General features: G+C 68.2%; 27 protein-coding genes. 12 read left to right on the top strand and 15 right to left on the bottom strand.

Annotated features, from left to right (window positions below; translation table 11 throughout):
* Positions 1-22: 22 nt before the first annotated feature.
* A complete protein-coding gene (locus ACOZ4O_RS02240) occupies positions 23-544 on the bottom strand; it encodes a GNAT family N-acetyltransferase (RefSeq protein ID WP_424523688.1) in 522 nt (173 codons plus the stop codon).
* Positions 545-651: 107 nt separating this feature from the next.
* On the opposite strand from ACOZ4O_RS02240, the gene ACOZ4O_RS02235 reads away from it, so the two are divergent.
* Entirely contained in the window at positions 652-924 is a 273-nt protein-coding gene (locus tag ACOZ4O_RS02235) for a hypothetical protein (RefSeq protein ID WP_424523687.1), read from the top strand.
* Here ACOZ4O_RS02235 and ACOZ4O_RS02230 read toward each other — a convergent pair.
* Genes ACOZ4O_RS02230 through ACOZ4O_RS02215 form a run of 4 tightly spaced genes read right to left on the bottom strand, consistent with a single transcriptional unit; the run spans position 910 to position 3,546 of the window.
* The gene (locus tag ACOZ4O_RS02230) at positions 910-1,305 is read right to left on the bottom strand and encodes an acyl-CoA thioesterase (RefSeq protein WP_424523686.1); all 396 of its coding nucleotides are present in this window, start codon (positions 1,303-1,305) and stop codon (positions 910-912) included. The two genes, ACOZ4O_RS02235 and ACOZ4O_RS02230, sit on opposite strands and share 15 nt — an antisense overlap.
* 29 nt (positions 1,306-1,334) lie before the next feature.
* A complete protein-coding gene (locus ACOZ4O_RS02225) occupies positions 1,335-2,255 on the bottom strand; it encodes a hypothetical protein (RefSeq protein WP_424523685.1) in 921 nt (306 codons plus the stop codon).
* 26 nt (positions 2,256-2,281) lie between these two features.
* On the bottom strand, positions 2,282-2,722 hold the full coding sequence (locus tag ACOZ4O_RS02220; RefSeq protein WP_424523684.1) for a GNAT family N-acetyltransferase: 441 nt from the start codon (positions 2,720-2,722) through the stop codon (positions 2,282-2,284).
* Complete coding sequence (locus ACOZ4O_RS02215) at positions 2,719-3,546, bottom strand: MBL fold metallo-hydrolase (protein WP_424523683.1); 828 nt, start codon at positions 3,544-3,546, stop codon at positions 2,719-2,721. Before ACOZ4O_RS02215 ends, ACOZ4O_RS02220 begins: the two co-directional genes overlap by 4 nt.
* Positions 3,547-3,627: 81 nt before the next feature.
* On the opposite strand from ACOZ4O_RS02215, the gene ACOZ4O_RS02210 reads away from it, so the two are divergent.
* Positions 3,628-4,281 (top strand): helix-turn-helix domain-containing protein, encoded by a 654-nt coding sequence (locus ACOZ4O_RS02210; protein ID WP_424523682.1) that lies wholly within the window; start codon positions 3,628-3,630, stop codon positions 4,279-4,281.
* On the opposite strand, the gene ACOZ4O_RS02205 is transcribed toward ACOZ4O_RS02210, so the two are convergent.
* From ACOZ4O_RS02205 to ACOZ4O_RS02190, 4 genes are read right to left on the bottom strand one after another with little or no spacing between them, the layout of a single operon-like run.
* Complete coding sequence (locus ACOZ4O_RS02205) at positions 4,278-5,087, bottom strand: ABC transporter permease (protein ID WP_424523681.1); 810 nt, start codon at positions 5,085-5,087, stop codon at positions 4,278-4,280. The two genes, ACOZ4O_RS02210 and ACOZ4O_RS02205, sit on opposite strands and share 4 nt — an antisense overlap.
* On the bottom strand, positions 5,080-5,979 hold the full coding sequence (locus ACOZ4O_RS02200; protein WP_424523680.1) for an ABC transporter permease: 900 nt from the start codon (positions 5,977-5,979) through the stop codon (positions 5,080-5,082). Before ACOZ4O_RS02200 ends, ACOZ4O_RS02205 begins: the two co-directional genes overlap by 8 nt.
* Complete coding sequence (locus ACOZ4O_RS02195; RefSeq protein WP_424523679.1) at positions 5,979-7,106, bottom strand: ABC transporter ATP-binding protein; 1,128 nt, start codon at positions 7,104-7,106, stop codon at positions 5,979-5,981. Before ACOZ4O_RS02195 ends, ACOZ4O_RS02200 begins: the two co-directional genes overlap by 1 nt.
* On the bottom strand, positions 7,107-8,237 hold the full coding sequence (locus tag ACOZ4O_RS02190) for an ABC transporter substrate-binding protein (protein WP_424523678.1): 1,131 nt from the start codon (positions 8,235-8,237) through the stop codon (positions 7,107-7,109).
* A gap of 150 nt (positions 8,238-8,387) precedes the next feature.
* Between ACOZ4O_RS02190 and dph2 the strand changes: the two genes are divergently transcribed.
* The 3 genes from dph2 (at position 8,388) to ACOZ4O_RS02175 (ending at position 10,573) form a co-directional block, all read left to right on the top strand.
* Positions 8,388-9,422 (top strand): diphthamide biosynthesis enzyme Dph2, encoded by a 1,035-nt coding sequence (gene dph2, locus ACOZ4O_RS02185; RefSeq protein WP_424523677.1) that lies wholly within the window; start codon positions 8,388-8,390, stop codon positions 9,420-9,422.
* 112 nt (positions 9,423-9,534) lie between these two features.
* Positions 9,535-9,930, top strand: a complete 396-nt coding sequence (locus ACOZ4O_RS02180) for a hypothetical protein (protein ID WP_424523676.1) — start codon at positions 9,535-9,537, stop codon at positions 9,928-9,930.
* A gap of 31 nt (positions 9,931-9,961) precedes the next feature.
* Complete coding sequence (locus ACOZ4O_RS02175) at positions 9,962-10,573, top strand: METTL5 family protein (RefSeq protein ID WP_424523675.1); 612 nt, start codon at positions 9,962-9,964, stop codon at positions 10,571-10,573.
* Here ACOZ4O_RS02175 and ACOZ4O_RS02170 read toward each other — a convergent pair.
* A complete protein-coding gene (locus tag ACOZ4O_RS02170; RefSeq protein ID WP_424523674.1) occupies positions 10,570-12,366 on the bottom strand; it encodes a rhomboid family intramembrane serine protease in 1,797 nt (598 codons plus the stop codon). The genes ACOZ4O_RS02175 and ACOZ4O_RS02170 overlap by 4 nt on opposite strands.
* A 114-nt stretch (positions 12,367-12,480) precedes the next feature.
* Here ACOZ4O_RS02170 and ACOZ4O_RS02165 point away from each other — a divergent pair, with 114 nt between their 5' ends.
* Complete coding sequence (locus tag ACOZ4O_RS02165) at positions 12,481-12,768, top strand: DNA-directed RNA polymerase subunit L (protein ID WP_424523673.1); 288 nt, start codon at positions 12,481-12,483, stop codon at positions 12,766-12,768.
* Here the strand turns inward: ACOZ4O_RS02165 and ACOZ4O_RS02160 are convergent, their stop codons facing one another.
* Both ACOZ4O_RS02160 and ACOZ4O_RS02155 read right to left on the bottom strand, forming a co-directional pair.
* Complete coding sequence (locus ACOZ4O_RS02160) at positions 12,769-13,047, bottom strand: UPF0058 family protein (RefSeq protein WP_330990077.1); 279 nt, start codon at positions 13,045-13,047, stop codon at positions 12,769-12,771. It abuts the gene before it with no gap.
* 56 nt (positions 13,048-13,103) lie between these two features.
* Positions 13,104-13,313: a DUF7120 family protein gene (locus tag ACOZ4O_RS02155; RefSeq protein WP_145847473.1), complete on the bottom strand. Its 210-nt coding sequence runs from the start codon at positions 13,311-13,313 to the stop codon at positions 13,104-13,106.
* 167 nt (positions 13,314-13,480) lie between these two features.
* On the opposite strand from ACOZ4O_RS02155, the gene ACOZ4O_RS02150 reads away from it, so the two are divergent.
* Positions 13,481-14,077 (top strand): sulfite oxidase-like oxidoreductase, encoded by a 597-nt coding sequence (locus tag ACOZ4O_RS02150; RefSeq protein ID WP_424523672.1) that lies wholly within the window; start codon positions 13,481-13,483, stop codon positions 14,075-14,077.
* A 147-nt stretch (positions 14,078-14,224) separates the two neighbouring features.
* Here ACOZ4O_RS02150 and ACOZ4O_RS02145 read toward each other — a convergent pair whose 3' ends face one another.
* A complete protein-coding gene (locus tag ACOZ4O_RS02145; protein WP_424523671.1) occupies positions 14,225-15,043 on the bottom strand; it encodes an SDR family NAD(P)-dependent oxidoreductase in 819 nt (272 codons plus the stop codon).
* Between the two features lie 39 nt (positions 15,044-15,082).
* Positions 15,083-16,231, bottom strand: a complete 1,149-nt coding sequence (locus ACOZ4O_RS02140; protein ID WP_424523670.1) for a methionine synthase — start codon at positions 16,229-16,231, stop codon at positions 15,083-15,085.
* Positions 16,232-16,331: 100 nt separating this feature from the next.
* Here ACOZ4O_RS02140 and ACOZ4O_RS02135 point away from each other — a divergent pair, with 100 nt between their 5' ends.
* The 5 genes from ACOZ4O_RS02135 to ACOZ4O_RS02115 all read left to right on the top strand — a co-directional run bounded on the left by ACOZ4O_RS02135 (position 16,332) and on the right by ACOZ4O_RS02115 (position 22,752).
* On the top strand, positions 16,332-17,663 hold the full coding sequence (locus ACOZ4O_RS02135) for an isochorismate synthase (RefSeq protein WP_424523669.1): 1,332 nt from the start codon (positions 16,332-16,334) through the stop codon (positions 17,661-17,663).
* Positions 17,660-19,402 carry a 2-succinyl-5-enolpyruvyl-6-hydroxy-3-cyclohexene-1-carboxylic-acid synthase gene (menD, locus tag ACOZ4O_RS02130; RefSeq protein WP_424523668.1) on the top strand — a complete coding sequence of 581 codons (1,743 nt, stop codon included), beginning with the start codon at positions 17,660-17,662 and terminating at the stop codon, positions 19,400-19,402. The genes ACOZ4O_RS02135 and menD overlap by 4 nt, the downstream gene beginning before the upstream one ends.
* 125 nt (positions 19,403-19,527) lie before the next feature.
* Positions 19,528-20,049 (top strand): PH domain-containing protein, encoded by a 522-nt coding sequence (locus ACOZ4O_RS02125; RefSeq protein WP_424523667.1) that lies wholly within the window; start codon positions 19,528-19,530, stop codon positions 20,047-20,049.
* Between the two features lie 35 nt (positions 20,050-20,084).
* Positions 20,085-20,978 carry a 1,4-dihydroxy-2-naphthoyl-CoA synthase gene (locus ACOZ4O_RS02120; protein WP_424523666.1) on the top strand — a complete coding sequence of 298 codons (894 nt, stop codon included), beginning with the start codon at positions 20,085-20,087 and terminating at the stop codon, positions 20,976-20,978.
* A 199-nt stretch (positions 20,979-21,177) separates the two neighbouring features.
* The gene (locus ACOZ4O_RS02115) at positions 21,178-22,752 is read left to right on the top strand and encodes an ATP-binding protein (RefSeq protein ID WP_424523665.1); all 1,575 of its coding nucleotides are present in this window, start codon (positions 21,178-21,180) and stop codon (positions 22,750-22,752) included.
* A gap of 246 nt (positions 22,753-22,998) precedes the next feature.
* Here ACOZ4O_RS02115 and ACOZ4O_RS02110 read toward each other — a convergent pair whose 3' ends face one another.
* Positions 22,999-24,327: an MFS transporter gene (locus tag ACOZ4O_RS02110; protein ID WP_424523664.1), complete on the bottom strand. Its 1,329-nt coding sequence runs from the start codon at positions 24,325-24,327 to the stop codon at positions 22,999-23,001.
* Positions 24,328-24,334 lie beyond the last annotated feature (7 nt).

Below are 24,334 nucleotides of genomic sequence, written 5' to 3'. Positions count from 1 at the left end.
AGTAGGTGACGGCTTCGGTAACCTACTCCTCGACGCACCCCGTGTGCGCCGCGCTCCCCGTCGCCGCGTCCACACCGTCGAGCGGCACGCCGTGCTTCCGCATCACGACGCACGGCAGCGAGGTCGACCCCGAGTCGAGTGTGACGCGGCGCACGCGCTCGTAGCCGTTCGCGTCGTAGAACCCCACGCTCGGCAGGGACGCCCACAGCGAGAGCGCGTCGCAGCCGGCGTCCGCCGCCTCCGCTTCGAGCCGGTCGAGCAGGCGCGTGCCGAGGCCGTCGCGGGCGTGGTCGGGGTGGACGGAGACGGCGCTCACCTCGCAGCGCTCGGGCCGCACCCATCCCCAGCCGACCACGTCGCCGTCGCGCTCCGCGACCACGTGCACGCCGTCGTCGAAGTCGTACGCCGCGGGGTCGCGCTCGCGCGCCCACCGGTCCAGTTCGTCGCCAGTGTAGTGTCCGGGACCGAACGCTCGCGCCGCCGCGGTCTGGAGGTCGGCGACCGCCGACGCGTCGGCCCGTGTCGCGTACCGGAGTGTCGTCATACCCGCATCGACGACCCCCACATTCCTTCCCGTGTCGGTCCTGCAGATGTGGGCTGTCGCTCGCCGCGACGGCTGGGTTTTTCCCCGCGGAACCCCGAGCGGACGCCATGAGCGACGACCCCGACTTCGAGGAAGTGCGAGAGCAGGCGACGTCCGCGCTGGACGCAGAGAACCTCGACTCCATCTATCTCGGACTGCTCCACGAGGACGGCGCGCCCGAGTTCTACTTCGGCAGCACCGTCGACGGCCGCGAACTCCACGGCGCCGCCATCGACCAGCTCGGCATGCTGACGCGCGTGCTCGCCGACCGCTCCGACCTCACCACCGAAGAACTCGCGGACCTCGCCGCCGAACGCGCCGACGAACTAGCCGTCCAGTAGCGACGACTCCAGCGGAGTCCGCCACGTCTCGGGGAGGTCGCGCGGCCGCCCCGCGTCGTCTATCGTGACCTGCGTCGACTCCGCGGTCGCGATACGGTCCCCGTTCTGCGTGACCTCGTACGCGAGCGTGAAACTCGACCCGCCCACGTCGTCCGTGCGGACGTGCACGTCCACGCTCGTCGGCTCCGTCACCGGCCGCTCGAAGTCGAACTCCAGGTGCGCGAGCACGACCCGCGAGTCGTCCAGACTGATTCCGAGGTGGTCTTCGAGATAGTACCGCCGGCCCTCCTCCACGAGCGTGGCGAACGTCGCGTTGTTCGCGACGCCCACGGTGTCGAAGTCCTGATAGCGCACGTCCACCGTGCGCGAGTACTCGAACATACCCGGAGTCCGGCGGGGAGGCTGAAAAGCTAGTCCATCGCGAGCGCGGTCTCCTCGACGGTGTGTCCGAGCGCCTCCCGCACGCGCTCGATAGCCGCGCTGTCTGTCTCGCAGGCGTTCTCCATCAGCACGGTCTCGCTCGGGAACAGCCGTTCGCCGAGTTCGAGGCCGTGCTCGCGCGCCGTCGACCCCGTGACGGTGAGGTACGCGCCGATACCCGCGTCCGCGACGGCGGCCTCCTCCTCGACGCCGGGGCCGGGGTAGACGAACTCCAGGCCGTCGGCGGCGCGCGTGCCGAGCACCGCCTCGACGAGGCGCTCGTAGCGCGGACTGATGCAGAACGCTCCCTCGTACTCCTCGACGAACGCGCGGTCGAGCGTATCCGTGGGTCCCGAATCCACGGTTTCGTGGGTCGCGAGCAGCGTGTGATAGACGGTGTCTCCGAGGCCGGTGACGACGCGCACGTCCGTGTCGTGCGGGTCGATGCGGGCGTTCACGTCTGCCAACGAGGTCAGCGGCTCGGGTTCGAGGCCGACGACTTCTTCGAGGACGAGGTCGGCGCTGTCGAACCCGAGCGCGAACTCGTGCGTGCGGAGCGCGCGAAACGGCTCCTCGCGACCGACGAGGTGGACGTTCACGTCCCCGAGGTCGATGGTGACGCTGTCGAAGACGACCCGTCGCGGGAAGCCCGCGCGGTCGTCCCGGAGCAGGGTGAAGTCTGGCGCATAGTCGTCTCCCGGCGTCGAGTAGTCCGCGAGTCGAGCGTACACGCCGTCTTCGGCGTCCTGCCGGTCCTTCGTCACGGACTTCTCGTAGCGGAGGACGTTCGACACGTCGTCCGCGACCGCCGCGGCGTCCCCGGTCGCGTCGGGATGGCCCGCAAGCCGGTCGAGAACGGCTTCCAGCGGGCGGCCCTTCCGCGGCACGGCGACGTGGACGGTCTCACTCATCACGCGAAGAAAGCGCCCGCGTCGGTTTACTGATTGCGGTTCAGACGCTTCGCCATCTCCACGTGTGGGATGCCCGCCTCGTCGAACACGTCGCTCGTCGTCTCGTATCCGAGGTGGAGGTAGAACGGCTCCGCGTGCGTCTGCGCGTGCAGTACGAGGCGGTCGTATTCGTCGCGCGCGGCGTCCTCCAGTTCGTTCATCAGCGCGCGGCCGATGCCCTCGCCCCGGCGCTCCTCGAGGGTCGCGACGCGCTCTACCTTCCCCGTCGACTCGTCCTTCGGCCGGAGGCGCGCCGCCCCGACCGGCGTCTCGCCGTCGTACGCGACGAAATGGTGGGTCTCCTCGGCCTCGTCGTGGTCGTCCCACTCCAAGTCCTCGGGGACGCCCTGTTCGTCCACGAACACCGCCCGTCGCACGCTGAACGCGTCCGCGCGCGCCGCCTCCGACGTGGCTTCGACTACCCTCACAGGTCTACCCGGTCGCCGATTTCGGCGAGTTCGAGGCGGTCGGGCGCGTCGAAACTTCGGACGTGCGGCCGCAACGCCTCGGGGTTTGCAGTGAGTCCTTTCCACATGTCCCAGTGCGTCGGGAGCAGTCGGTCAAGGTCGAGGAGGCGCGCGGCCTCGACGACTTCCGCCTCGTCGCTGTACCACTTCGTGTACTTCGGCTCCCGGGTCTGCTTGTCCGGAATCATACCCGGAGAGCCGAACGCGAGCGCGCCGAGGTCGATGTCGTACTCGTCGCCGACGCGTTCCAGGCCGCCGTCCGGTTTCGTGTCGCCGCCGTGGAAGAACACGCCAGCGTCGTGCTCGAACACGTACGACACCGGGTCGGCGGCGTCCGGGTCGTGCGCGTACTCGACGTGCACGGTGAATTCGCCGAGTTCGAACGACTCGCCCTCCGAGACGGTCTCGAACTGGTCGGTGCCGAGGTCGTACGCGGACTGCCAGTTCTCCTCCTGGGTCACCGCGACGCTCGCGCCCGGCCCGTAGAACGTCGCCTCGCTGTTCGCGAGAATCGGCCCCTGCGTCTCCCCGTGCACGTGGTCGGTGTGTTCGTGGGTCGCCAGCACCGCGTCCGCGTCCGTCACGTCCGCGGGGTCGAACGGAACGGGAACCATCCGCACCGTCCGCGGCGGGTCGCCCGTCCCGACGTACGGGTCGATATAGACCGTCGTTCCCTCGCGTCCCTTGAGCACGAAGCCGTTACAGCCGAGATACCAGACGGCGACGGTGTCCGGGTCGGCGTCCGCGACCGCCGCCGGCAGCCAGTCGCCCCAGTCGCTCTCCATGTCGCTTGCGTGTGCTGGAATCGCCCTAAGCGTTCGGGAAACCCGGGGGAACTATCACATACCCGACCCCTTTGGCGGACAATGAGTCTCATCGCCGAGTTCCTGCTGACCGGCCCGGACCTCGCCCTCCACCACGCCCGCAGCGCCGTCCCCGACGTCGACCTGAACGTCCAGCACGAGGTCGGAACCGACCCGCAGCGCCCGCTCATCTTCTTCTGGGCGACCCCGACTGACGACGCCGACGAGGACGCGCTCGCGGCGTTCGACGACGCCCTGCGCGCCGACGACTCCGTGTCGAATGCGGTCGTCCTGGACGACATGGACAACCGCCGGATCTACCGCGTGCAGATCAGCGAGCACCACGACACCGTCATCTACCCGACGTACGTCGACCTCGGCGCGGCGCTCGTCGGTCTCTACAGCGCGCCGTCCGGCTGGCGGTTCGAGATGCGGTTTCCCGACCGGGACGCGCTCGCGAAGTTCCGCGCGGCGTGCGACGACGAGGACGTGACGTTCTCATTACGGCGTCTCTACGAGGGCGTGAACGCCGACGACACCGGGAGTCTCACGGACGCCCAGCGCGCGGCCTTGCGGGCCGCGGTTTCGCTCGGCTACTTCGGCGTGCCGCGGGAGGCGACGCTCGCGGACGTTGCGGACGAACTCGGCGTGTCGACGCAAGCAGCGTCAGAACGAGTGCGGCGGGCGGTCGAAGCGCTCGCGGAGAGCGCCGTCTAGAGCTGTTTCGCGAGCCACTCCATGTTCATCACCGCCGCAGCGACGAGCACGCCGACGATAGAGGCGAGAACGAGGAACGCCGAGACGACGCTCACCATCGGCGTCAGGGAGGACTCGAGCGAGGTCCACGCGAGCACGGGCACCGTCTTCACGTAGTAGCTCTTCAGGAACAGCGCCATGATGAACTCCTGAAGGCTGACGATGAACGCGATGACCGCGGAGATGACGACGCCGCTCCGGACGTTCGGCAGCACGACGTGGTAGAACACCCGGGAGGGGCGTCCGCCCAAGTCCATTCCGGCGTCGCGGAGGTCCCAGTCGAAGCGCGCGAACACGGACTGCATCACGAAGAACACGAGCGGCGTCGCCCACAGCGTGTGCGCGACGACGATGTTGAGGTACGCGCTCGTGAGCCCGATTCGGTTGACGTAGATGAGGAGCGTCAGCCCGATGACGACCGGCGGGAGCAGGAGCGGAAGGAGGATGATTGGCGGGAGGACGCGCGTGAGCACTGAGTCGGAGCGCTGCACGGCGAGCGACCCAGTGACGCCGAGCACGGTCGCGAGCACGGACGCCCCGATGCCGATGGTGGCGCTGTCCACGACCGCGCTCAGCCACTCCTCGCTCGCGAAGAACTCGCCGTACCAGCGGAGGCTGTACTCGCTCGGCGGGAACGTGAGGTACTCGCCCTGCTGGAAGGACGTGACGAACACGACGACGATTGGGAGCATGATGACCGCGAACAGCAGCCAGTAGCCCGCGCGGAACAGCGCGTCCTCGACGCTCTCTCGGGACACCCTAGACATCCTGCACACCTCCGATGGAGCCCGTGAACAGCCGCATGATGGCGAGCGACACGACGAGCATGCCGCCGAGCATCAGCAGGCTGAACGCCGCGCCGGCCGGCCAATCGAACGCGGTGAGCATCAGGTTCTCGATCTCCATCGCGAACGTCGTCTGCTGGCCGGACCCCAACTGGCTGGGCGCGGCGTACGCGCCGACGCTCCACGCGAACGACACGACGGTCGCGACCGCGATACCGGGGAGCGCCTCGGGAACGACGACCTCGAGGAACGACCGCGGACGTGACGCGCCGAGGTCACGCGCGGCCTCGACGGTGTCCCAGTCCATCGTCGACAGCACGCTGTAGATGGCGAGCACGGCGTACGGGAAGACGATGTACACCTGGCCGACGACCGTTCCGAACATACCGGGCGCGAACTGTATCGGTGAGCTCGTCAATCCGATTCCCATCAGCACGTCGTTCAGGACGCCGTTCGGCGCGAGGAGCGGCCGCCACGCGTACGTCTTCACGACGAGCGTCGTGAGGAGGGGAAGGATGATGGAGAACAACAGTAGGGACTTCCGGAACCCCGTCGCGCGGTAGGCGGCGTACGAGTAGAACAGCGCGAGCAGGACGGCAATCGTGGTGGCGATGACGCCGAGTTTGAACGAGAAGAAGACGAGGTCGTGGTAGAGTCCGGAGTCGAGCACGGACCGGTAGGCGTCGAGCGTCAACCCCGACTCGTAGGGGCCGGCCTGCGCGCTCTCGTTCAGGCTCATCCGCACGAGGATGAGGAAGGGAACGACGAAGAACAGGAGCTCGAACGCCGCGAGCGGCGCGACGAGCATGACGCTCCCGGTGTCCTGGCTCTTGATGCGGCGGCCGAGCCACGCGAACATCGACTCCGTCGCCACTACTCACCACCTCGGCCGACGCGCTCGCCGTCGCCCGTGAACGCGAGGAGGTCGCTCGGGTGCCACGACACCTCAACCGTATCGCCGACCGAGAACTCGGTGTCCGCGCCGACGCTCTGCTCGAAGAACAGGCTCTCGCCCGCGATGTCGACGTAGAACCGGACGGACGACCCGCGGTAGAGTACGTCCGTGATGTCGCCGGTGAGCGCGGTCGTCGGTTCGGATTCGACGGCTGCGCCTCCGTCCACGTCGCTCGCGCGCGCCACGTTCAGTTCCTCCGGGCGGAAGGAGAGCGTGAGCGCGTCGTCCTCGGCGACGGCCGCGTCACCGGTCGGTACCTCGATTTCGGCGTCGAACGCGGTGTCCGCGATGACGCCGTCGTCGGTGACGGACGCGACCGTGGCGTCCACGAGGTTCGTGTCCCCGAGGAACTCCTCGATGAACAGGCTCACGGGGTCGTCGTACACCTCGCGGGGCGCGCCGATCTGCTCGATCTGGCCGTTGTTCATGATGGCGATGCTGTCCGCGAGCGTGAACGCCTCGTTCTGGTCGTGCGTGACGTGGACGAACGTCGTCTCGACGGCGTCGTGGATGTTCCGCAGTTCGAGCTGCATCTGCTCGCGCAGCCGCTTGTCGAGGTTCGAGAGCGGTTCGTCGAGCAGGAGTACGTCCGGTTCGATGGCGAGCGACCGCGCGAGCGCGACGCGCTGCTTCTGGCCGCCGGAGAGGTCCTCCGGGTCGCTCTCCGCGAACTCGCTCATCTCCACGACTTCCAGCATCTCGCGGGCGCGCTCCTCGCGCTCGTCGCTCCCGACGCCGTCCATCTTCAGGCCGAACGCGACGTTCTCCAGCACGCTCTTGTGCGGGAACAGCGCCCACGACTGGAACACCATCGACGTGTTCCGCTCGTAGGGCGGCTGGTCGGTCACCGGCTCGCCGTCGATGTGCACGTCGCCGTCCGTCGGCGTTTCGAGGCCGCCGAGCATCCGCAGCGTCGTGGACTTCCCGCAGCCGGACGGGCCGAGCAGGCACAGCAGTTCGCCGTCGTCGACGTCGAGGTCGAGGCCGTCGACGGCCGTGAGGTCGCCGTACTCCTTGCGGAGGTCTGAGAGGGTGACGGACGCCATTTAGTTCGTCTTCATCTGCTTGACAGTGTTCGAGAACTTCTCCGAGTAGTCCGCGAGTTCGCCCCAGCGCGGCAGCGCCATGTTCTGCGCTTCCTCCGCGGTGCTGGGGAGGTACTCGCCGAGGTCGCCCGCGTACGACATGTCCTCGGTCGTGAAGAACAGCGGGTGGTCTTCCGACCACTTGCTCTGGACTTCGGGGTCGAGGAGCATGTTGATGAACTCCTCGCCGAGCGTGCGCTTGTCCGTGCCGCGCACGACCGCCCAGTTGTCCATGTAGCCGGCGTTCGCGTCCGGCATCGAGAACGACACGTCCTCGTGGTTCTCCATGTCGTAGTACACCTGGCCGAAGTACCACTGCGCGGCGTCGATGGTGCCGCCCTGGAACTGCCGCCAGATGTCGGTCCCCGAGTTCGCCCAGCCCGTGATGGGCCACTCTTCGAGGGTGTCGATGAGTTGCTCGTGGTGCTGCTCCTGGTAGAGTTCGTTCGCGGCCGGGGCGGCGTCCGTGCCGACGCCCGCGCCGAGCAGGGGATAAATCCAGAAGCCGCCGTCCACGCCGACGCCCGCGGAGTTCTTCACGGACTCGCTCGTGAAGTCGCTCCACGTCTCCACCGGCTGGTCGAGGCTGTCCCGATAGAGGATGGTGAGCGGCGCGCCGTCCGCGGGTGCGCCGTGCGAAATCGGGCGAACGTCCTTGTAGTGCTGCATGACGTTGTCGATGTTCGGGATGTTCTCCTCGTACCGGAGTTCCTCGAACAGGCCGGCGTTCCGGCCGTTGTAGTAGATGGGTTCGCAGGTCACCGTCACGTCGAACGGCGGGTCGTCCGCGGGCGCGGACTGAATCTTCGCGAGCAGGCTGTTCCAGCCCGTGTTCACTTCGAGTTCCGCGTCGAACCGCGACTCGAAGATGGGCTTGATGGCCTGCCGGAAGCGCTCGCCGTAGTTCCCGCTCCACGCGGTCACGCGGAGCGTGGTGGTGCTGTCGCCGCCGCCACCGAGCATTCCCGTACAACCGGCGAGGCCGGTCGTTGCGGCCGCGCCGGCCGCGCCGAGGAACGCCCGGCGGCTCGCAGAGCTGTGGTTGGTGTCCCGAGGCATCGCTTCTCGCTGACTGTCGTCACTGCCAGACATACGCGGCGACAAACGCCGGGTCACGGAAAAGAGTGGTGGCTTCCCAATTCGGTGTGAGAACCCACAACAAGGAAAATCGGGCGTCTCGGCGTCCCCGGTTCGCCGCCGTAAGCGCCGGGGTTAAACGGCGTGGGCGAATATGCGAGTGCAATGAGCCAGCAGGAGCGGACCGACGGAGACCTCCGGAACACCGGGCTCTCCCTGAAGCACGACCGAACGTGGGACTACGAACTCGACCGCATCGTCGAGGCCGTCGAGGAGCGCGGCGCGGAGAAAGTCGGCCTGCAGTTCCCCGAGGGACTGAAGCGCCGCGGCCCCGCCGTCACCGACGACCTCCGGAAGGCGCTGCCCGACGACGTGCGCGTGATGATGTCCGGGAAGCCGTGCTACGGCGCGTGCGACCTCGACACCTATCTCATGCGGCGCACCGACGTGTTCGTCCACTTCGGGCACAGCCCGATGAAGGAGTCAGAGAAGATAATCTACGTCCCGCTCTTCTCGAACGTCGACGTGACGCCCATCATGCAGGAAGCCATCGAGGAACTCGACGAGGACGACGTGGGGCTCGTCACGACCGCCCAGCACATGAACAAGTTCGAGGAGATGCGGACGTGGCTCGAAGAGCGCGGGTTCACCGTCCACACCCGCCGGGGCGACGACCGCCTCACCAACGAGGGCCAAGTACTCGGGTGTAACTACGCGTCCGCGGACATCGACGCCGACCAGGTGCTGTACGTCGGCGGCGGGAAGTTCCACCCGCTCGGCCTCGCGATGGAGCACCCCGAGAAGAACGTCGTCATCGCCGACCCCGTCAACAACTCCGTCTCCATCGCCGACCAGGAGCAGTTCATGAAGCAGCGCTACGCGAGCGTGCACAAGGCGATGGACGCCGAGAAGTGGGGCGTCATCTTCTGCACCAAAATCGGCCAGGGGCGCTGGGACCAGGCGAACCAGATTGTCGAGAACAACGACAACGCCTACCTCATCACCATGGACGAAGTCACCCCGGACAGGCTCCGGAACTTCGACATGGACGCGTTCGTGAACACGGGCTGTCCGCGCATCACGACCGACGACGGCCCGCGCTTCCACAAGCCGATGCTCACGCCCGGCGAGTACGAAATCGCCGTCGGAAACAAGCCGCTCGACGAACTGGAGTTCGACACCTTCCACGGCACCTGGTAGACTAGCCGTCTTTCTCCTCTCACTCCTCACCGAGTAGCCGTTTCCACACCACTCTAAAATTACTACTGGACATAGACAAAGGCTTTTGTATTCTCAGTATGTATGGGTGTGTATGAGCACGACACAGTCCGGCGTCCGAAGCGCGGTCGCGAGCTGTCGCCCGACGAACGCCACCCCCGTCACCATCGACGCGGAAGCCCTCGACTCGCTCTCCACCACCTACCTGCGGGACGTGAAGGACGAACTCCGCACGGAGAACTACACGGCCGACGTGCTCGAACTCTCCGCGTGCTTCGACGAGGACTGCTCGTTCGCGACGCAGGACGAAATCGACCGCGTGCGCGACCACATCGACGCCGCCGCCTACCTCGGCGCGGACACCCTCACTGTCTCCTTCGACGGCGTCGCTGAGACCTCGAAGGTCGAACCCGCGCTCGCCGCGTCCGCCGAACGCGCCCGCCGCGAGGGCGTCACCCTCGAACTCGACGGCCCGCTCTCCCTCTCGTAAGGCGTTTCTCCTTCCCGCTCCTTCCTCCGCCGTGAAGCGCGCGCTCGAACAGCGACTCCAGTCAGTCGAGGGCTTTCGGAATCCGCGGGTCGACCTCGAACAGTACCCGACACCCGCCGGACTCGCCGCGCACGTCGTCCACCTCGCCGGTCTGCACGACGACCTCGACCGCCCCGTCCTCGATTTAGGGACGGGAACCGGGATGCTCGCGCTCGGCGCGGCGCTCGCGGACGCGCCCCGAGTCGTCGGCCTCGACGTGGATTCGAGTGCGCTCGCCGTCGCCCGCGAGAACGAACGCCGCCTCCCGCCCGCGACCCGCGTGGACTGGGTTCGCGGGGACGCGACCCGTCCGCCGCTCGCCGCCACTGACGCGACCGTGGTGATGAATCCGCCGTTCGGCGCGCAACGCGGGAACGAGCACGCAGACCGCCGATTCCTCCAGGCCGCGAGCCGACTCGCGTCGGTCTCCTACTCCGTGCACAACGCGGGCAGTCGGGAGTTCGTCGAGTCGTTCGCCGCCGACGCGGGCGGCGAAGTCACGCACGCCTTTCGCGCCGAGTTCGAACTCGCTCGCCAGTTCGACTTCCACGACGCCGACTCGAAAACCCTCGACGCCGAAGTCTACCGCATCGTCTGGGTTTAGCTGTACGTCTCCTCGCTCGCGACCGTCACGCGCGTCCCGTCGTAGACCGCGACCAAGTCGCCGTTCGTGTGGACGAACCGGATTCCCTCCAGCGTCGTCGCGTTCCCCGACCGAGGGACGGCGGCGGTGTCGACGACGGTGCCTTCGCGGGTGAGCGCGAGGTAGAACGCGCCGCCGCGGCTGAGGATGCTGACGTTCTTCCCGGCGAGCGTCAAGTCCGCCGTCGCGGGCTCCGAAGCGTAGACGTGTCGCCAGTCGCCGTCGCCGGATTTGAGGTAGACGACGTACGCCGTTCCGCCGCCTTCCGCGACCCAACCGAGGCGCTGCGCTCTCACTTCCGCCTCCCAGCCGATGCCGCCGACGCGGACGGTGCTCGACCCCGAGAACGCGAGGCTGCCCGCGGAGACGGCTTCCGTCCAGAGCGCGCGCTCCTCGCTGTAGACGATGACGCCGCTCGCGTTCACGCTCGTGGACTCGCCGAACAGCGACACGTCGACGCCGCTCACGCGCTGGTTCGGGACGTCCTCCGTGTACGCCACCTGATAGTCTTGAATTTCGATAGCGTCGTCGGGGAGGCCGCTCCCGTCGGTCGTTGTGTAGTTGATAGGTGCAGCGACGCCCACCATCACTGCGAGCGGGACGACGACCAGGAGAACGCCCGCCTGTCGGCGCGAGATGTCGGTTCCCCAGCCGAGCGGCCGACGCGACCGGCCGGCGCGGACGGCCGCCGCGACGACCCAGCCGACGGCGAGGACGAACAGCACGCCGAGGCCGCGGTAGAGGACGTAGGTCGCGGGGCCGCGGTACCACCACCACGCCCACAGCGAGAGCGACGCCGCGAACAGGACGGTGCCCGCGAACAGGCGGAGAGCGGACGGGCCGCGGTCGCGTCTGGCGAGCACGACGACGCCGAGCAGGACGCCGAGCGTCAGCCCGAGGAAGTGGCCCTGAACCGCGATGCCGGCCCACCACGGGCCGCCGTACGACGACCCGGCGGCCGCGACGGTGACGGGGTCGGTGAGCGCGGTGTAGAGCGTGGAGACGGCGCTCCGGACGGTGAGCGCGACGACGACGGCGAGCGGGTAACGCACGAGCGCGAACGCCGCGAACGCGAACACGACGCCCGAAAAGCCGATGACCGGCCCCCACGCGAACACGCTCGTTCCGAGGCCGACGAGGACGACGCCGAGCGGGAGCAAGACGAACGCCCGCACGTAGGGGTTCGCGCGGAGTGACGCGAAACTGCTCTTACCGCGCTCGGTCGGGAAGTGACTGAACGCGTACTCCGCGAGCGGCGCGAGGACGACGGTTCCGACGAGGTTCCCGTAGAGGTGGCCGTAGCCCGAGTGCGCGAACGGCGCGGTGAGCACGCCGAGCGGGTAGGTGTACGACCACGACGTGAACGGGAGAGTGACGGGCGAGTAGAGGCCGTCCGCGCCGCCCTGCACGAACAGGTAGAACGCGAGCACGCCGAGAATCGACACGAGCGACCCCCACGGAACCCCGAACAGGAGGCGGGAACGAAGCCGACGGAACCACCGGCCGCGGGGGCGGTCGAGCGCGCGCACCACGCCGAACGACGCGACGAGCGCCAGTACGAGGGAAGCCGCGAGCGCCGGGTCCACGGGAGCGAGGCCGACGGCGGCCGCGACGCCCACGCCCGCCAGCGCCACGAGTGGCGCGACCACCAGCAGGCCGTCGGAAAGCCGGGCGCTGGTGAACCGGGAGAGCACGCCCGCCACGGCCGCACCGAGCAGATACGAGAGGACGACGACCACGGAGAGCGACACCATACGCCATCCAAGTCACGCCCGAGCAATAAAACGCGTCGGCCGGACGAGGCCGCGCCTCGCGCGCGAGAACGTGCTTGCGGAAGATTGAAACGCGCCGTGCTCTTGACTCGATACATGGATTTGCGGGTTGTCGAGCAATCGGAGTCAGAGCTAGTGATAGAGATCGGGGGCGAGGACCATACCTTCATGAACGTCCTGAAGGGCGCGCTCCTCGAACTGGACAGCGTCGCCGCGGCGACCTACGACCAGAACCCCGAGCAGTCCGGCGGACAGACCGAACCTCTCCTCTCCCTCAAGGTCGAGGACGGCGAGAACCCGCTTGACGCGCTGGAGGTGGGTGCGGCGCGCGTGAACGAACAGCTCAACGAGTTCCGAACGGCGTACGAATCCGCGGCGCAGTAACTAGAGTTTGGAGCCGGCGTCGTCCGCGAGTTCCTCCATGCGCTTGGACAGGCGGCCGGCGTTCGAGAACTCGTCCTCGCTCATCGCGTTCGCGAGCGCGTTCCCGAGGACGAACACGGCGTGCTTGTGCTCGCTCTTCGACTTGTGGACGTGGCTCGGGTCGACGTCGAGTTGCTCGTAGGCCTCGAACGCCTCCTCGTTTATCTGGTCGTAATCGCGGATGTCGTCCTTGATTTCGACCAGCTGTTCGTGGAGGTCGAGCAGTTCGTCTTTGTGCATAATCGTGCTAACGCGATTTGGCGGTAAAAACCTTGCTCGCTACGCGCTCACACGCCCTAGAAGACGTACTCGTCCTCGTGTCCCATCATGCCCTCGTCCTCGAGGCCGGCGTCGTCGTCCATCGGACCGCTGGTCTTGTACGCGCGGATTCCGGCGGAGAGGAGGTCCTCGATGGCTTCCTCGCGGCTCATGAACTCGCCCTGTTCGACGAGCTGGGCGATCTGCATCTCGATGTGGTCGGGGATGTTTAGCTCCACTGTCGGCATGGTTTCTAGAAGGCCGTTTGCCCCACCCGGTGATAAACTTGGCGGGCCGAATTTTTCCTGAGAAAACTATTCTTTTTCTCGTGTAAAACAAAAGGCGGTGAGTCTTACCGAGACTTAGTTGTTCCCGGTATCGGTACGCATACGTGCGCTCCGCCCGAATCCGGACTATGAGCGTGAAGGACGTCACGGACCTCCACGAGGAGTTCGACGGGGAGCGACTCCCGCCCGGCCAGCGGGAGACGAGTAAGTTCCCCGTGCTCTCGAAGGGTAGCACGCCGAACTACGACCCCGACGACTGGTCGTTCACCGTCACCGGCGCGGTCGAGAACGACCGCTCGTTCTCCATGGAGGAGTTTCGAGACCTCCCGAGCGAGACGCAGCGCCAGGACTTCCACTGCGTGACCGGCTGGAGCAAGTTCGACTGCGAGTTCACCGGCGTCACCTTCCCCACACTGATGGACGCCGCGGGCGTCCACGACGACGCCGTCCACGTCATGTTCCACGCCCTCGACGGCTACACCACCAACCTCCCGCTCGACCAATGCGCGCGCGACGAAGTCATGTTCGTCTGGGGGTACGACGGCGACGACCTCCCCCGCGAACACGGCGGCCCGCTCCGCGTCGTCACACCCCACCGCTACGCCTACAAGGGCGCGAAGTGGGTGGACGGCGTCGAGTTCCTCACCGAACCCCAGCGCGGCTACTGGGAGAAACGCGGCTACTCGAACACCGCGAACCCGTGGAACGAAGAGCGGTACAGCTGATAGGTCGAGCCGACGAACGAAGTGAGGAGGTTCGACCGAACAAGCGAACGCTGAACGAGTGAAGCGTGAGCGGGAGCGTCGCGACGAAGCTGGACGAACGAATGAGTGTTCACGGGGTGTAGGGCGACCCGTGAGCCTTGAGAACCGTTAGTCGGCGGCTTGGCCGCCGTCGATTGGGAGGGTGTGGCCGGTGATGTAGGAGGCGTCGTCGGAGCAGAGGAAGGCGACGGCGCCCGCCATTTCTTCGGGGTCGGCGATGCGGTCCATGGGTACGTCGCGCATGGCGCTGGTGTCGAAGTCGGCGCGGAGGGTGCGGACGGCGAGGCGGACGAGACCGAGCGCGGATTTGGCGCGCGCGAGGAGCGAGTCGCCGGTGCCGGTGATGCCGGACTGGATATTAGTCTTGGTCGGACCGGGGGCGATGGCGTTGATTCGAACGTTCTGTTCGGCGTATTCGAGCGCGGCGGATTTGGTGAGGCCGACGACGCCGTGTTTGCTCGCGGAGTAACTGCTGAGGCCGCCCATGCCGACGAGCGCGGCTTCCGAGGCGGTGTTGACGATTGCGCTCCCCGAGCTCATTTCGGGGAGTTCGGCTTTCATGCACGTCCAGATGCCCTTGAGGTTCACGTCGATGATGCGGTCCCAGTCGGCCTCGGTGATGTCGTCTACACCGACGAAGTCGGTGAGGATGCCGGCGTTGTTGTGGGCGAAGTCGAGGCCGCCGTAGGTCTCGACGGCGACGTCCACCATTCGCTGGGCGGAGTCGAGGTCGGCGACGTCCACTTGGACGAACGTGGCGTTCCCGCCGGCGTCCTCGATTTGCGCGACGGTCTCGCGGCCGGCGGGCTCGGTGATGTCGGCGACGACGACGTTCGCGCCCTCCTCGGCGAATCGGTGTGCGCTCGCGCGGCCGATTCCCGACCCGGCGCCCGTGACGAGAGCGGTCTTCCCGGAGATACCGTTCATACCCATCCGATGTGTCGGCGAGAGAATAGTCTTGGGGCGTCAGTAGATGCGGTCGGCGGCTATCTTCGCGCCCTCGTCGAGCGCTTCGAGCTTCGCCCACGCGATTTCGGGGTCGACCATGCCGATGCCGGCCTGCGTCCCGAACCCGCAGTCGGGCGCGGCGACGAGCGGCGTGTCGTCCGCGACGGCGTCCGCGACGCGCTCGATTCGGTCCGCGATGGTTTCGGGGTGGTCGATGATGTTCGTCTTCACGTCCACGACGCCGGGGATGAGCGTCCAGCCGTCGGGGAGCGGGTGTTCGGCGAACGCGCGGTACTCGTGCTGGTGGCGGGGGTTCGCCTGCTCGACGCTCAGGCCCGTGATGTCGGCTTCGTAGAGCACGGGCAGCATCTCCGCGAGCGGCGTGTCGAGGTGACCGGGGCCCTCGTAGCTTCCCCAGCACGTGTGCAGGCGCACCTGTTCGGCGGGGACGTTTTCGAGTGCGTGGTTCAGGGCGTCGACGTGGAGGCGGGTCGCGCCCTTGATCTCCTCGAGCGAGGAGTCGGCGTACGCGGCCGTCTGCCCGACGGTCAGGAGTTCGGGCGCGTCGATCTGGAGCGTGAACCCGGCGTCCGCGACGAGTTCGTACTCGGTCTGCATCGCGTCGGCGGCGGCGAACAGGTACTCCTCGTAGTCGCCGTAGTAGTCGTCGACGTGCGTGGCGGTGACGACGCTCGGGGACGCGGACGTGAGGAACGCGTCCTCGAAGTCGGTGTCCACGTCGTCCAACGCGGCCTCGAACTCGGCGATTTCGGCTTCCGCTTCCTCGACGCCGGTGTACTCGAGCGGGCCGGTGACGACCGGGTGTTCCGCGAGGTTGATGACGTCGGTCTTGAACGTCTCCTCGGCGTAGTCCGGGTAGTCCTGGAGGTCGGCCCAGAGCTCCTGCTCCTCGGTGCCCTCGATGCCGTTGAGCCGGTTCTTCACGTACCAGTTGAAGGAGACGCGGGACTGCTCGCCGTTGTTCGCGCTGTCGATGCCCACGTCGGCCTGTCGCCGGACGACTTCGTGGGTCGCGTCGGTGGTCGCGGCCTCCCACTCGTCGGGGTCCACGTCCTCGCCGTCCTCGCGCTTCTTGAGGAGGTCGAGGAGTTCGGGCGGTCGGGGGAGGCTGCCGATGTGCGTCGTGGGAATCCGGTCGTCTACCATCCTACTGGAATAATAAATTCTACCCGTAATATAACTCACGGTATTTGGGCCGTGGTCGTGTACTGGAAAGTATAAACGACCGCCGTCCGAAAATCGAGTAATGGGAACTCGGCGCAACGCGCAGGAGTCCGTGCCGGCGGGCGGCCGGCTCGTCAGCCGGACCCGTCGACTCGACGACACCCCGTTCGCCGCGCTCGTACGGGCCGCGGAACGCCCGCACGCCGTGTGGACCGCGCCCAACGAACCGTCGCTTCTCGCGCGCGGTGCGGCCGCGTTCGTCACCGCCGCCGGGACGGAGCGCTTCGCGTCGGTCCGGGAGCAGGCCGAAACCGTCTTCGAGTCCGTCGACCGCCCCGACACCGCGCCGCGAGCGGCACGCCCGCGGTTCGTCGGCGGCTTCTCCTTCCACGACCGCCACGACCCGGCCGGCGTCTGGGACGGCTTCCCCGGCGCGGGTTTCATCCTGCCACACGTCCAATTCGCCGTCACTGACGACGCGACCTACCTCACCGTGAACGAGTACGGCGCGGACGCCACGCCCGCGTCCGTCGACCGCACGCTCGACGCCATCGCCGCGGAAACCACAGCAGCCGACGACGAACCCGGGCCTCCTCCCGGCGTCCGCGAGACCGAACGCACCACCGACCGCGAGACGTGGCGCGCGCAGGTCGAACGCGTCGTCGACCGAATCGAGTCCGGCAGCCTGGAGAAAGCCGTGCTCGCGCAGTCCCTCCGCGCGCACCTCGACGCACCGTTCTCTCTCGCCGACGCCATCGACCGGCTCGGCGACGCCTACCCCGACTGCTTCCGGTTCGCGTTCCGCGCGAACGGCGGCCGGACGTTCTTCGGCGCGACCCCCGAGCGCCTCGTCACCCGCCACGGCGACCGCCTAGAGACCGGCGCGCTCGCCTCAACCGTCCCCCGCGGCGACACCCCCGCCGAGGACGACGCGCTCGAAACCGACCTTCGGTCGTCCGAGAAGTACCAGCACGAACACCAGTTGGTCGCCGACAGCATCCGCACACAGCTCGACGGCCACGCCAAGAACGTCGTTACCGGCGAACAAGGAGTGCGAAAGCTCGCGAACGTCCAGCACCTCTTCACGCCCATCAGCGCCGACACCGACGAACACGTCCTCGACCTGGCGGACGCCCTCCACCCCACGCCCGCTGTCGGCGGCCTCCCGCCGAACGCCGCCCTGGACGCCATCCGCGAAATCGAAGCGTTCGAGCGCGGCTGGTACGCCGCCCCCGTCGGCTGGTTCGACGCCACGGGAGACGGGACCTTCGCGGTCGCCCTCCGCTGCGCCGTCGCGAGCGACCGGGAGGTCACGCTGTTCGCGGGCAACGGCATCGTCGCGGACTCCGACCCCGACGCGGAGTGGGAGGAAGTCCTCCTCAAGTACCGGCCGGTTCTCGACGCGCTCGAATGACCGCGCCCAACCGGAGCACGCTGTTCGCGCGCGCCGTCGTGGACGAACTCGCCAAGGCCGGCGTCGACGCGGTCTGCATCGCGCCCGGCAGCCGCTCCACGCCGCTGACGGTCGCGTTCGATGAACACGACGACATTCGGACGTTCAGCCACCTCGACGAGCGCTCCGCCGCGTTCTTCGCGCTCGGCCGCGCGAAACGCACCGGCCGCCCGACACCCGTCGTCACCACCTCCGGCACCGCGACCGCGAACCTCCACCCCGCCGTGATGGAATCCTCGCAATCGCGCGTGCCGCTCCTCCTGCTCACCGCCGACCGCCCCGCCGAACTCCGGGACAGCGGCGCGAACCAGACCGTCGATCAGGAGAAACTCTACGGGAGTTCGGTGCGCTTCTACGCCGACCTCCCCGAACCGAACCCCGAACCGAGACGCCTCCGCTCCGTCCGCACCACCGTTCACCGCGCGCTCGCCGAATCACGGGGCGCGAACCCCGGGCCGGTCCACCTGAACTGTCCGTTCCCGAAACCGCTCGAACCCATTGATTCAAAGCCGCCACACGGCGTTCCCGACGACTTCGCGGACGAGCATCCGCTCGCCGCGAACGGCCGTGACGGCCCGTTCGTCACGCTCGGCGACGGCGAAACCCATCCCGCCGAAGAGACGCTCGACCGCCTCGCCGACCTCGTCGCGGACGCCGAGCGCGGCCTCGTCGTCGCCGGCCCGACCGACCACCCGACCGACGCCGACGCAATCGCGGGACTCGCGGACGCGCTCGGCTACCCCGTGCTCGCCGACCCGCTCTCCGGCCTCCGGTTCGGCGAGCACACCCAGAGAGTGCCGACGCTCGGCGGCTACGACGGCTACCTCGACGAGCGCGTCACCGCCGACTGGCCCCGCCCCGACCTCGTCCTGCGGTTCGGCGCGTCCCCCACCTCGAAACCGCTCCGGAACTACCTCGCGCGCGCCGACGCCCGCCAGGTCCTCGTCGACCCCGCGGGTGGCTGGCGGGAGGCCTCGTTCACCGCGACCGACCTCGTCGTCGCCGACCCCGCGCCGCTCGCCCGCAAACTCCGCGAACACGTCGATACGCGCGGCGCGGACTGGCCGGCTCTTCGAGACGCGGAGGAAACACACTGGAACGCCGTCGCGGACGCCGAACGACTGGAAGGCGCGATAGCTCGCGAGGTCGTCGCGTGCGCGCCCGACCCGAGCACGGTGTTCGTCTCGAACAGCATGCCAATCCGGGACGTCGACCGGTTCGCCGAGCCACGGGTCGGAGACGTGTCCGTGCTCGCGAACCGCGGCGCGTCCGGTATCGACGGCATCACGTCCACCGCGCTCGGCGCGGGCAGCGCGACCGACGACCCCCTGATTCTGTTGACGGGCGACCTCGCGTACTACCACGACATGAACGGCCTGCTCGCGCTCGCGCGCTGCGGCCAATCGGCGACCATCGTCCTCGTGAACAACGACGGCGGCGGCATCTTCCACATGCTCCCCATCGAAGCCCACGACTCCTTCGACCGTCAGTTCAAGACCCCGCACGGCCTCGACTTCGCGCCGACCGCGGACCTCTACGACCTCCAGTTCGCCCGCGTCGGCTACGACAGCTTCCCCGACCGCTACCGGGAGGCCGTCGCCAGCGACGGCACGCACGTCATCGAAGTCGTGACGGACGCTGACGCGAGCCACCGCCGCCGCGAGGAACTCCGCGAGTCCGTGGTGGACGCGCTCTCGTGACCCGGGAAACCACGACTCACTGATGATTTAAGCCGGCCGTGCACGTTCGGTCGGCCATAAGCACGCACGAAGAGTCGGAGTGGTTCGGGGCCGACGCCGTCGCAGCGGTCTACCGCGTCCAATTAGTGTCGTTGATACTGGCCGTCAGCGCGATTCCGGTCGCCGTGCTGGCGCTTGAAGAATCCTGGTACGTCCCGGCTGGTATCGCCGCGGTTGCGGTCCTCGGCCTCGGGTTCGTCTGGTGGTGGTCGGGCGCGTACGAGCGCAGCGTCGGCTACCGGTTCGGCGGCGACGAGTTCGAGGCGCGCGGCGGCGTGTTCTTCCGGTCGAAGAGCACGATTCCGTACGCTCGAATCACGAACGTCGAGGCCAAACAGGGCCCGGTCCTCCGCTACTTCGGCGTCGGGTCGGTCGCCGTCCAGACCGCCGGGCGGTCCGGGCAGACCACGACCGAGGTGACCGTGAGCGCCATCACCGACTACGAGGCGGTGCGCGACCGACTCGTCGAGCGCGTGCGCGCCGACCGCGGCGCGGGCGACGCGACCGGAAGCGAACCCAAACGGGCGACCGGCGGCGAGGACGCGACGCTCGGCGACGTGGTCGCGGAACTCCGCGCCATCCGCACGCTCCTCGACGACGGCGAGTAGGGAACCTTTTTGCGCGCTTGACGGGGAGTGCGAGTATGGTCTCTGAACTCTTCAACCCCGACCGCTGGGAGCCGGTCGACGGCGTCGACTTCCGCGACATCACCTACCACCGCGGCACGGACGTGGACGCGGTCCGCATCGCGTTCGACCGCCCCGAGAAACGCAACGCATTTCGCCCCGGAACGGTCGACGAACTCGCGGCCGCGCTCGACCACGCGAAACGCCAGACCGACATCGGCTGCGTCCTTCTCACGGGGAACGGCCCCAGCCCGAAGGACGGCGGCTGGGCGTTCTGCTCTGGCGGCGACCAGTCGGTCAGGGGCGACTCCGGCTACGAATATCAGGGAGACGACGAGAATCCCGACCCTGGTGAGGCGGGCCGCCTCCACATTCTCGAAGTCCAGCGCGCCATCCGATTCATGCCGAAGCCCGTGGTCGCCGTCGTTCCCGGATGGGCGGTCGGCGGCGGGCACAGCCTCCACGTCGTCTGCGACATCACGCTCGCGAGCGACGAGCACGCGAAGTTCCTCCAGACCGACCCCGACGTGGCATCCTTCGACGCCGGATTCGGCTCGGCATACCTCGCGAAACAGGTCGGGCAGAAGAAGGCTCGCGAGGTGTTCTTCCGCGGGAAGACGTACAGCGCCGAGGAAGCCGCGGACATGGGCATGGTGAACGAAGCTGTCCCCCACGAGGACTTGGAGGACGTGGCGCTGGAGTGGGCGGACGAGATGAGCGCGAAGAGCCCGACCGCCATTCGAATGCTCAAGTACGCGTTCAACATGGCCGACGACGGCATGGTCGGCCAACAAGTGTTCGCGGGTGAAGCCACCCGATTGGGCTACATGACCGACGAAGCCCGCGAAGGCCGTGAGGCCTTCCTCGAAGACCGTGACCCGGACTTCGACGACTACCCCTGGTACTACTGAACGCACCGTTTTCGTCGTCGGGTTTCCTCGGCCGCAACCGGCGGCCTGCGGGAACCTCTCCTCGAAAACCCTGCACGAAAAATGCCGGTCGCCTCCGGCGACCGGTACTGCAACTCCGAATACTGACCTCTGAGACGACGTGTCTCGACGCTGTCATGGGCGTCCCAATCTATTTTCGTTCGTCGCGTCGAGTGTGGGTATGGTTCTCGTGTCTCAGCGAGCGTGCGGTGTCGTGCTCGTCGCGCTCGGGGCGGTGCTCGTGGTCGCGCACGTCGCGACGACGGGGTCTGAGCCGCCGTTGGCGTTCGCGGTGACGACGGCGCTCGCGGTCGCCATCGCGGCCATCGGGGTGTTCGTGGCGCGCGGCGACCTCGTGTCCGCGTGGTGTACGGACCGCGTGCTCGCGTGGACGGCGCTCAGTGCGGTTTCGCTGCCGGCGGCGGTGCTCTGGGTGACCGTGGACGCGCCCGTGCTCTCCTCGCTGTTCTCGACCGCCATCGTGGACGCCGCGACGGTCGGCGCGCTCGCGGGCGCGGTCGTCGGCGTGTACGACGCGCGAAATCGGAAACGCCAGCGCGACCTCGACCGCCTGAACCGCATCACGAACGCGCTCCGCATCGCCACCCAAGAGGTCGTGCACGCGCAAGACCGCGACACGCTCGAACAGGCCGTCTGCGACCGTCTCGCCACCTCCGACCCGTACGAGTCCGTCTGGGTCGGCCGGTACGACCCCGAGGCGGACGCGGTACGGCCGTCCGCGTGGGCGGGCATGCCCGACGACTACTACGAGTCCCTCACCATCACGGTGGACGACACGCCGCAAGGCAGGGGCGCGGGCGGACGCGCTATCAAGACCCGAGAGACGCAGGCGATTCCGGACGTGTTCGCGGACGAGTCGATGGAACCGTGGTGGAACACCCTCCGCGAGCACGGCGTGCAGTCGCTCGCCGTCGTTCCCATCTATCACGAGGACACCGTCTACGGGTTGTACAGCATCTACGCGGACCGCCCCGAGGTGTTCGACGAAACGGAACGCGCGGTGCTCACGGAACTCGGGGAGACGCTCGGGAACGCCATCGCGGTCATCGAGACGCGCGAGCGCCTCGCGCGCCGCGAGCAGGAACTCGCGCGGCAGAACCGCCGCCTCGAAGAGTTCGCGAGCGTCATCAGCCACGACCTCCGCAACCCATTGAACGTCGCCGAGGGCTACCTCGACATCGCGCGCGAGACCGCGGACGAGGAGACGCGCGAGCCGCTCGACCGCGTCGACACCGCCGTCTCCCGGATGCACGAACTCGTCGAGGACGTGCTCGCGCTCGCGCGACAGGGTGACACCGTGAACGACCCGGCGGTCGTGTCGCTCTCGGAAATAGTCGCGGACGCGTGGACGACGGTGGACACCGACGGCGGAACGCTCGAAACCGGCGACCTCGGGCGGATTCGTGCGGACGGCAGTCGCCTCCAGCAACTCTTCGAGAACCTCTTCCGGAACGCCATGGAGCACGCCACGGACGACGACGGTCGCGTGACCGTGACGGTCGGCTGGCTCGCGGACGACGCGGGGTTCTTCGTCGCGGACGACGGCCCCGGCATCCCCGCGGACGAGCGCAACCGTGTGTTCGAGACGGGGTATTCGTCGAGCGCGACCGGAACCGGACTCGGCTTGAACATCGCATGCACCATCGCGGAAGCGCACGGCTGGGATGTCGAGTTGACGGAGAGCGACTCGGGCGGTGCGCGCTTCGAGTTCAGAAACGTAGAGACCGCAGAGTAGGGACAGACTGCAAGAGGGGACGAGGGGGAGCCGTCCCCGTGTATCCGAATCGCCGCGCGCCGGGCGCGTTCACGCGAGGCCGCTACGGAGCCACGCGAACGCCCGACGACGGCGGTGCCAGTCAGTGCATGTCGGGTCAGTCAGGCGAACGACGGGGGTCGTTCGTACTCCCGTAGCGAGGGTGACACGGGGGACGTGTCACACCTGCTCCTTCCACCCCCCGGATGTTAACTTCGACTCGCATTCTCAGTTCGTGGGATTGCTCTCGACGTAGTCGAGCGCGAGCACGACAGCGGCGCCCACGACGACGAGAACGGCGGCGACGGCGAACGTCGGGACGTAGTCGTACGCGGACGCGAGCCAGCCGCCGAGGAGGCCGCCGACGCCGCCCGCGGCGGAGGAGAGCGCGGTGTAGAGGCCGAGCGCGGCGCCGCGGTTGCGCGGGCCGGCGTACCGCGCGACGAGCGAGTTCGCGGTGACGGCGATAATCGCCCAAGAGAGGCCGACGAGCGCGAACAGGCAGGCGACGGCGACCAGTCCGGGAAGCGTCGAGGCCTGGACGGCGTAGCCGACGGCGGCGACGACGGGGAAGACGGCGGCGCGCAGGCCGAGCGCGCCGGACTGGAGGCGACGGAGGTCGTGGCGGTCCGCGAGTTCGCCGGCCCCGACGTAGAACACGGCGGAGGCGAGGCTAGAGACGACGTAGAGCGCGAACACGGCGTCGTCGCCGAACCCGGCTTTCGTGAGGAAGTCGGGGAGCGGCGCGCTGAACACGGAGAACCCCGCGAAGAACACGGAGACGGCGGCGAAGTACACGAGGAGCGGGCGGCTGAGACCGGTGAGGAGGCCGCGGAGGTCGGTGCTGCGGGCGAGCGAGACGACGCGCCCGGGGAGGAGCGGGGAGAAGACGGCGCGCACGTCGCGCCGGGACGGGCGACTGCGGAGGCGGCCACGGAGGCCGCGCGCGCTGGGTTCGCTCGGGAGCGAGCGCGCGGCCGCGACCGTACAGACCGCGACGACGGCGGTACAGAGCCAGAGGAGCGTGCGCTGCGTCTCCACGGGCGGGAGGCGCGCGCCGACGAGGAGCGTCCACACCGACCCGAGCACGAGGCCGGCGGTCCAGCCGTACCCCTGGTACTTGTTCAGGCGGGCGATGCGGCCGTTCCAGCGGTTCTGGGGGGCGTCCGCGAGCACGAGCGTAGTGAGAACGGGGGTGACCGCGGCGACGAACAGCCAGAGCGCCGCGTCCGCGACGACCACCGCGGCGACCGTCCCGAGGAGCGGAAGGATGGCGAACGAGACCGCGATACCCGCGAACCCGACGAGGACGATGGTGCGCTGGTGGCCGAACCGGTCGGTGATCGGGCCGACGGCGAGCGAACTCGGCGCCATCGCCATCGACGTGGCGAACCAGAGCACGCCGAGCGCGACGGCGTCCCCGCCGAGCTGGACGACGTAGAGCGGGACGAGAAGGCTGGCGACGCCGATAGCGACGTTCGCACCGCCCCACGCGTACAGCCATCCTTCTCCTGGCGGCGCGCGCTCCGGCTCGATGTCGGTCGCGGTCTCGGACACGCCCGAG

It is taken from the genome of Salarchaeum japonicum (assembly GCF_049705945.1).
Lineage (GTDB): Archaea > Halobacteriota > Halobacteria > Halobacteriales > Halobacteriaceae > Salarchaeum > Salarchaeum japonicum_A.
Note: the sequence above shows the minus strand (reverse complement) of the source record. Positions and strands in the feature narration are given on the sequence as shown.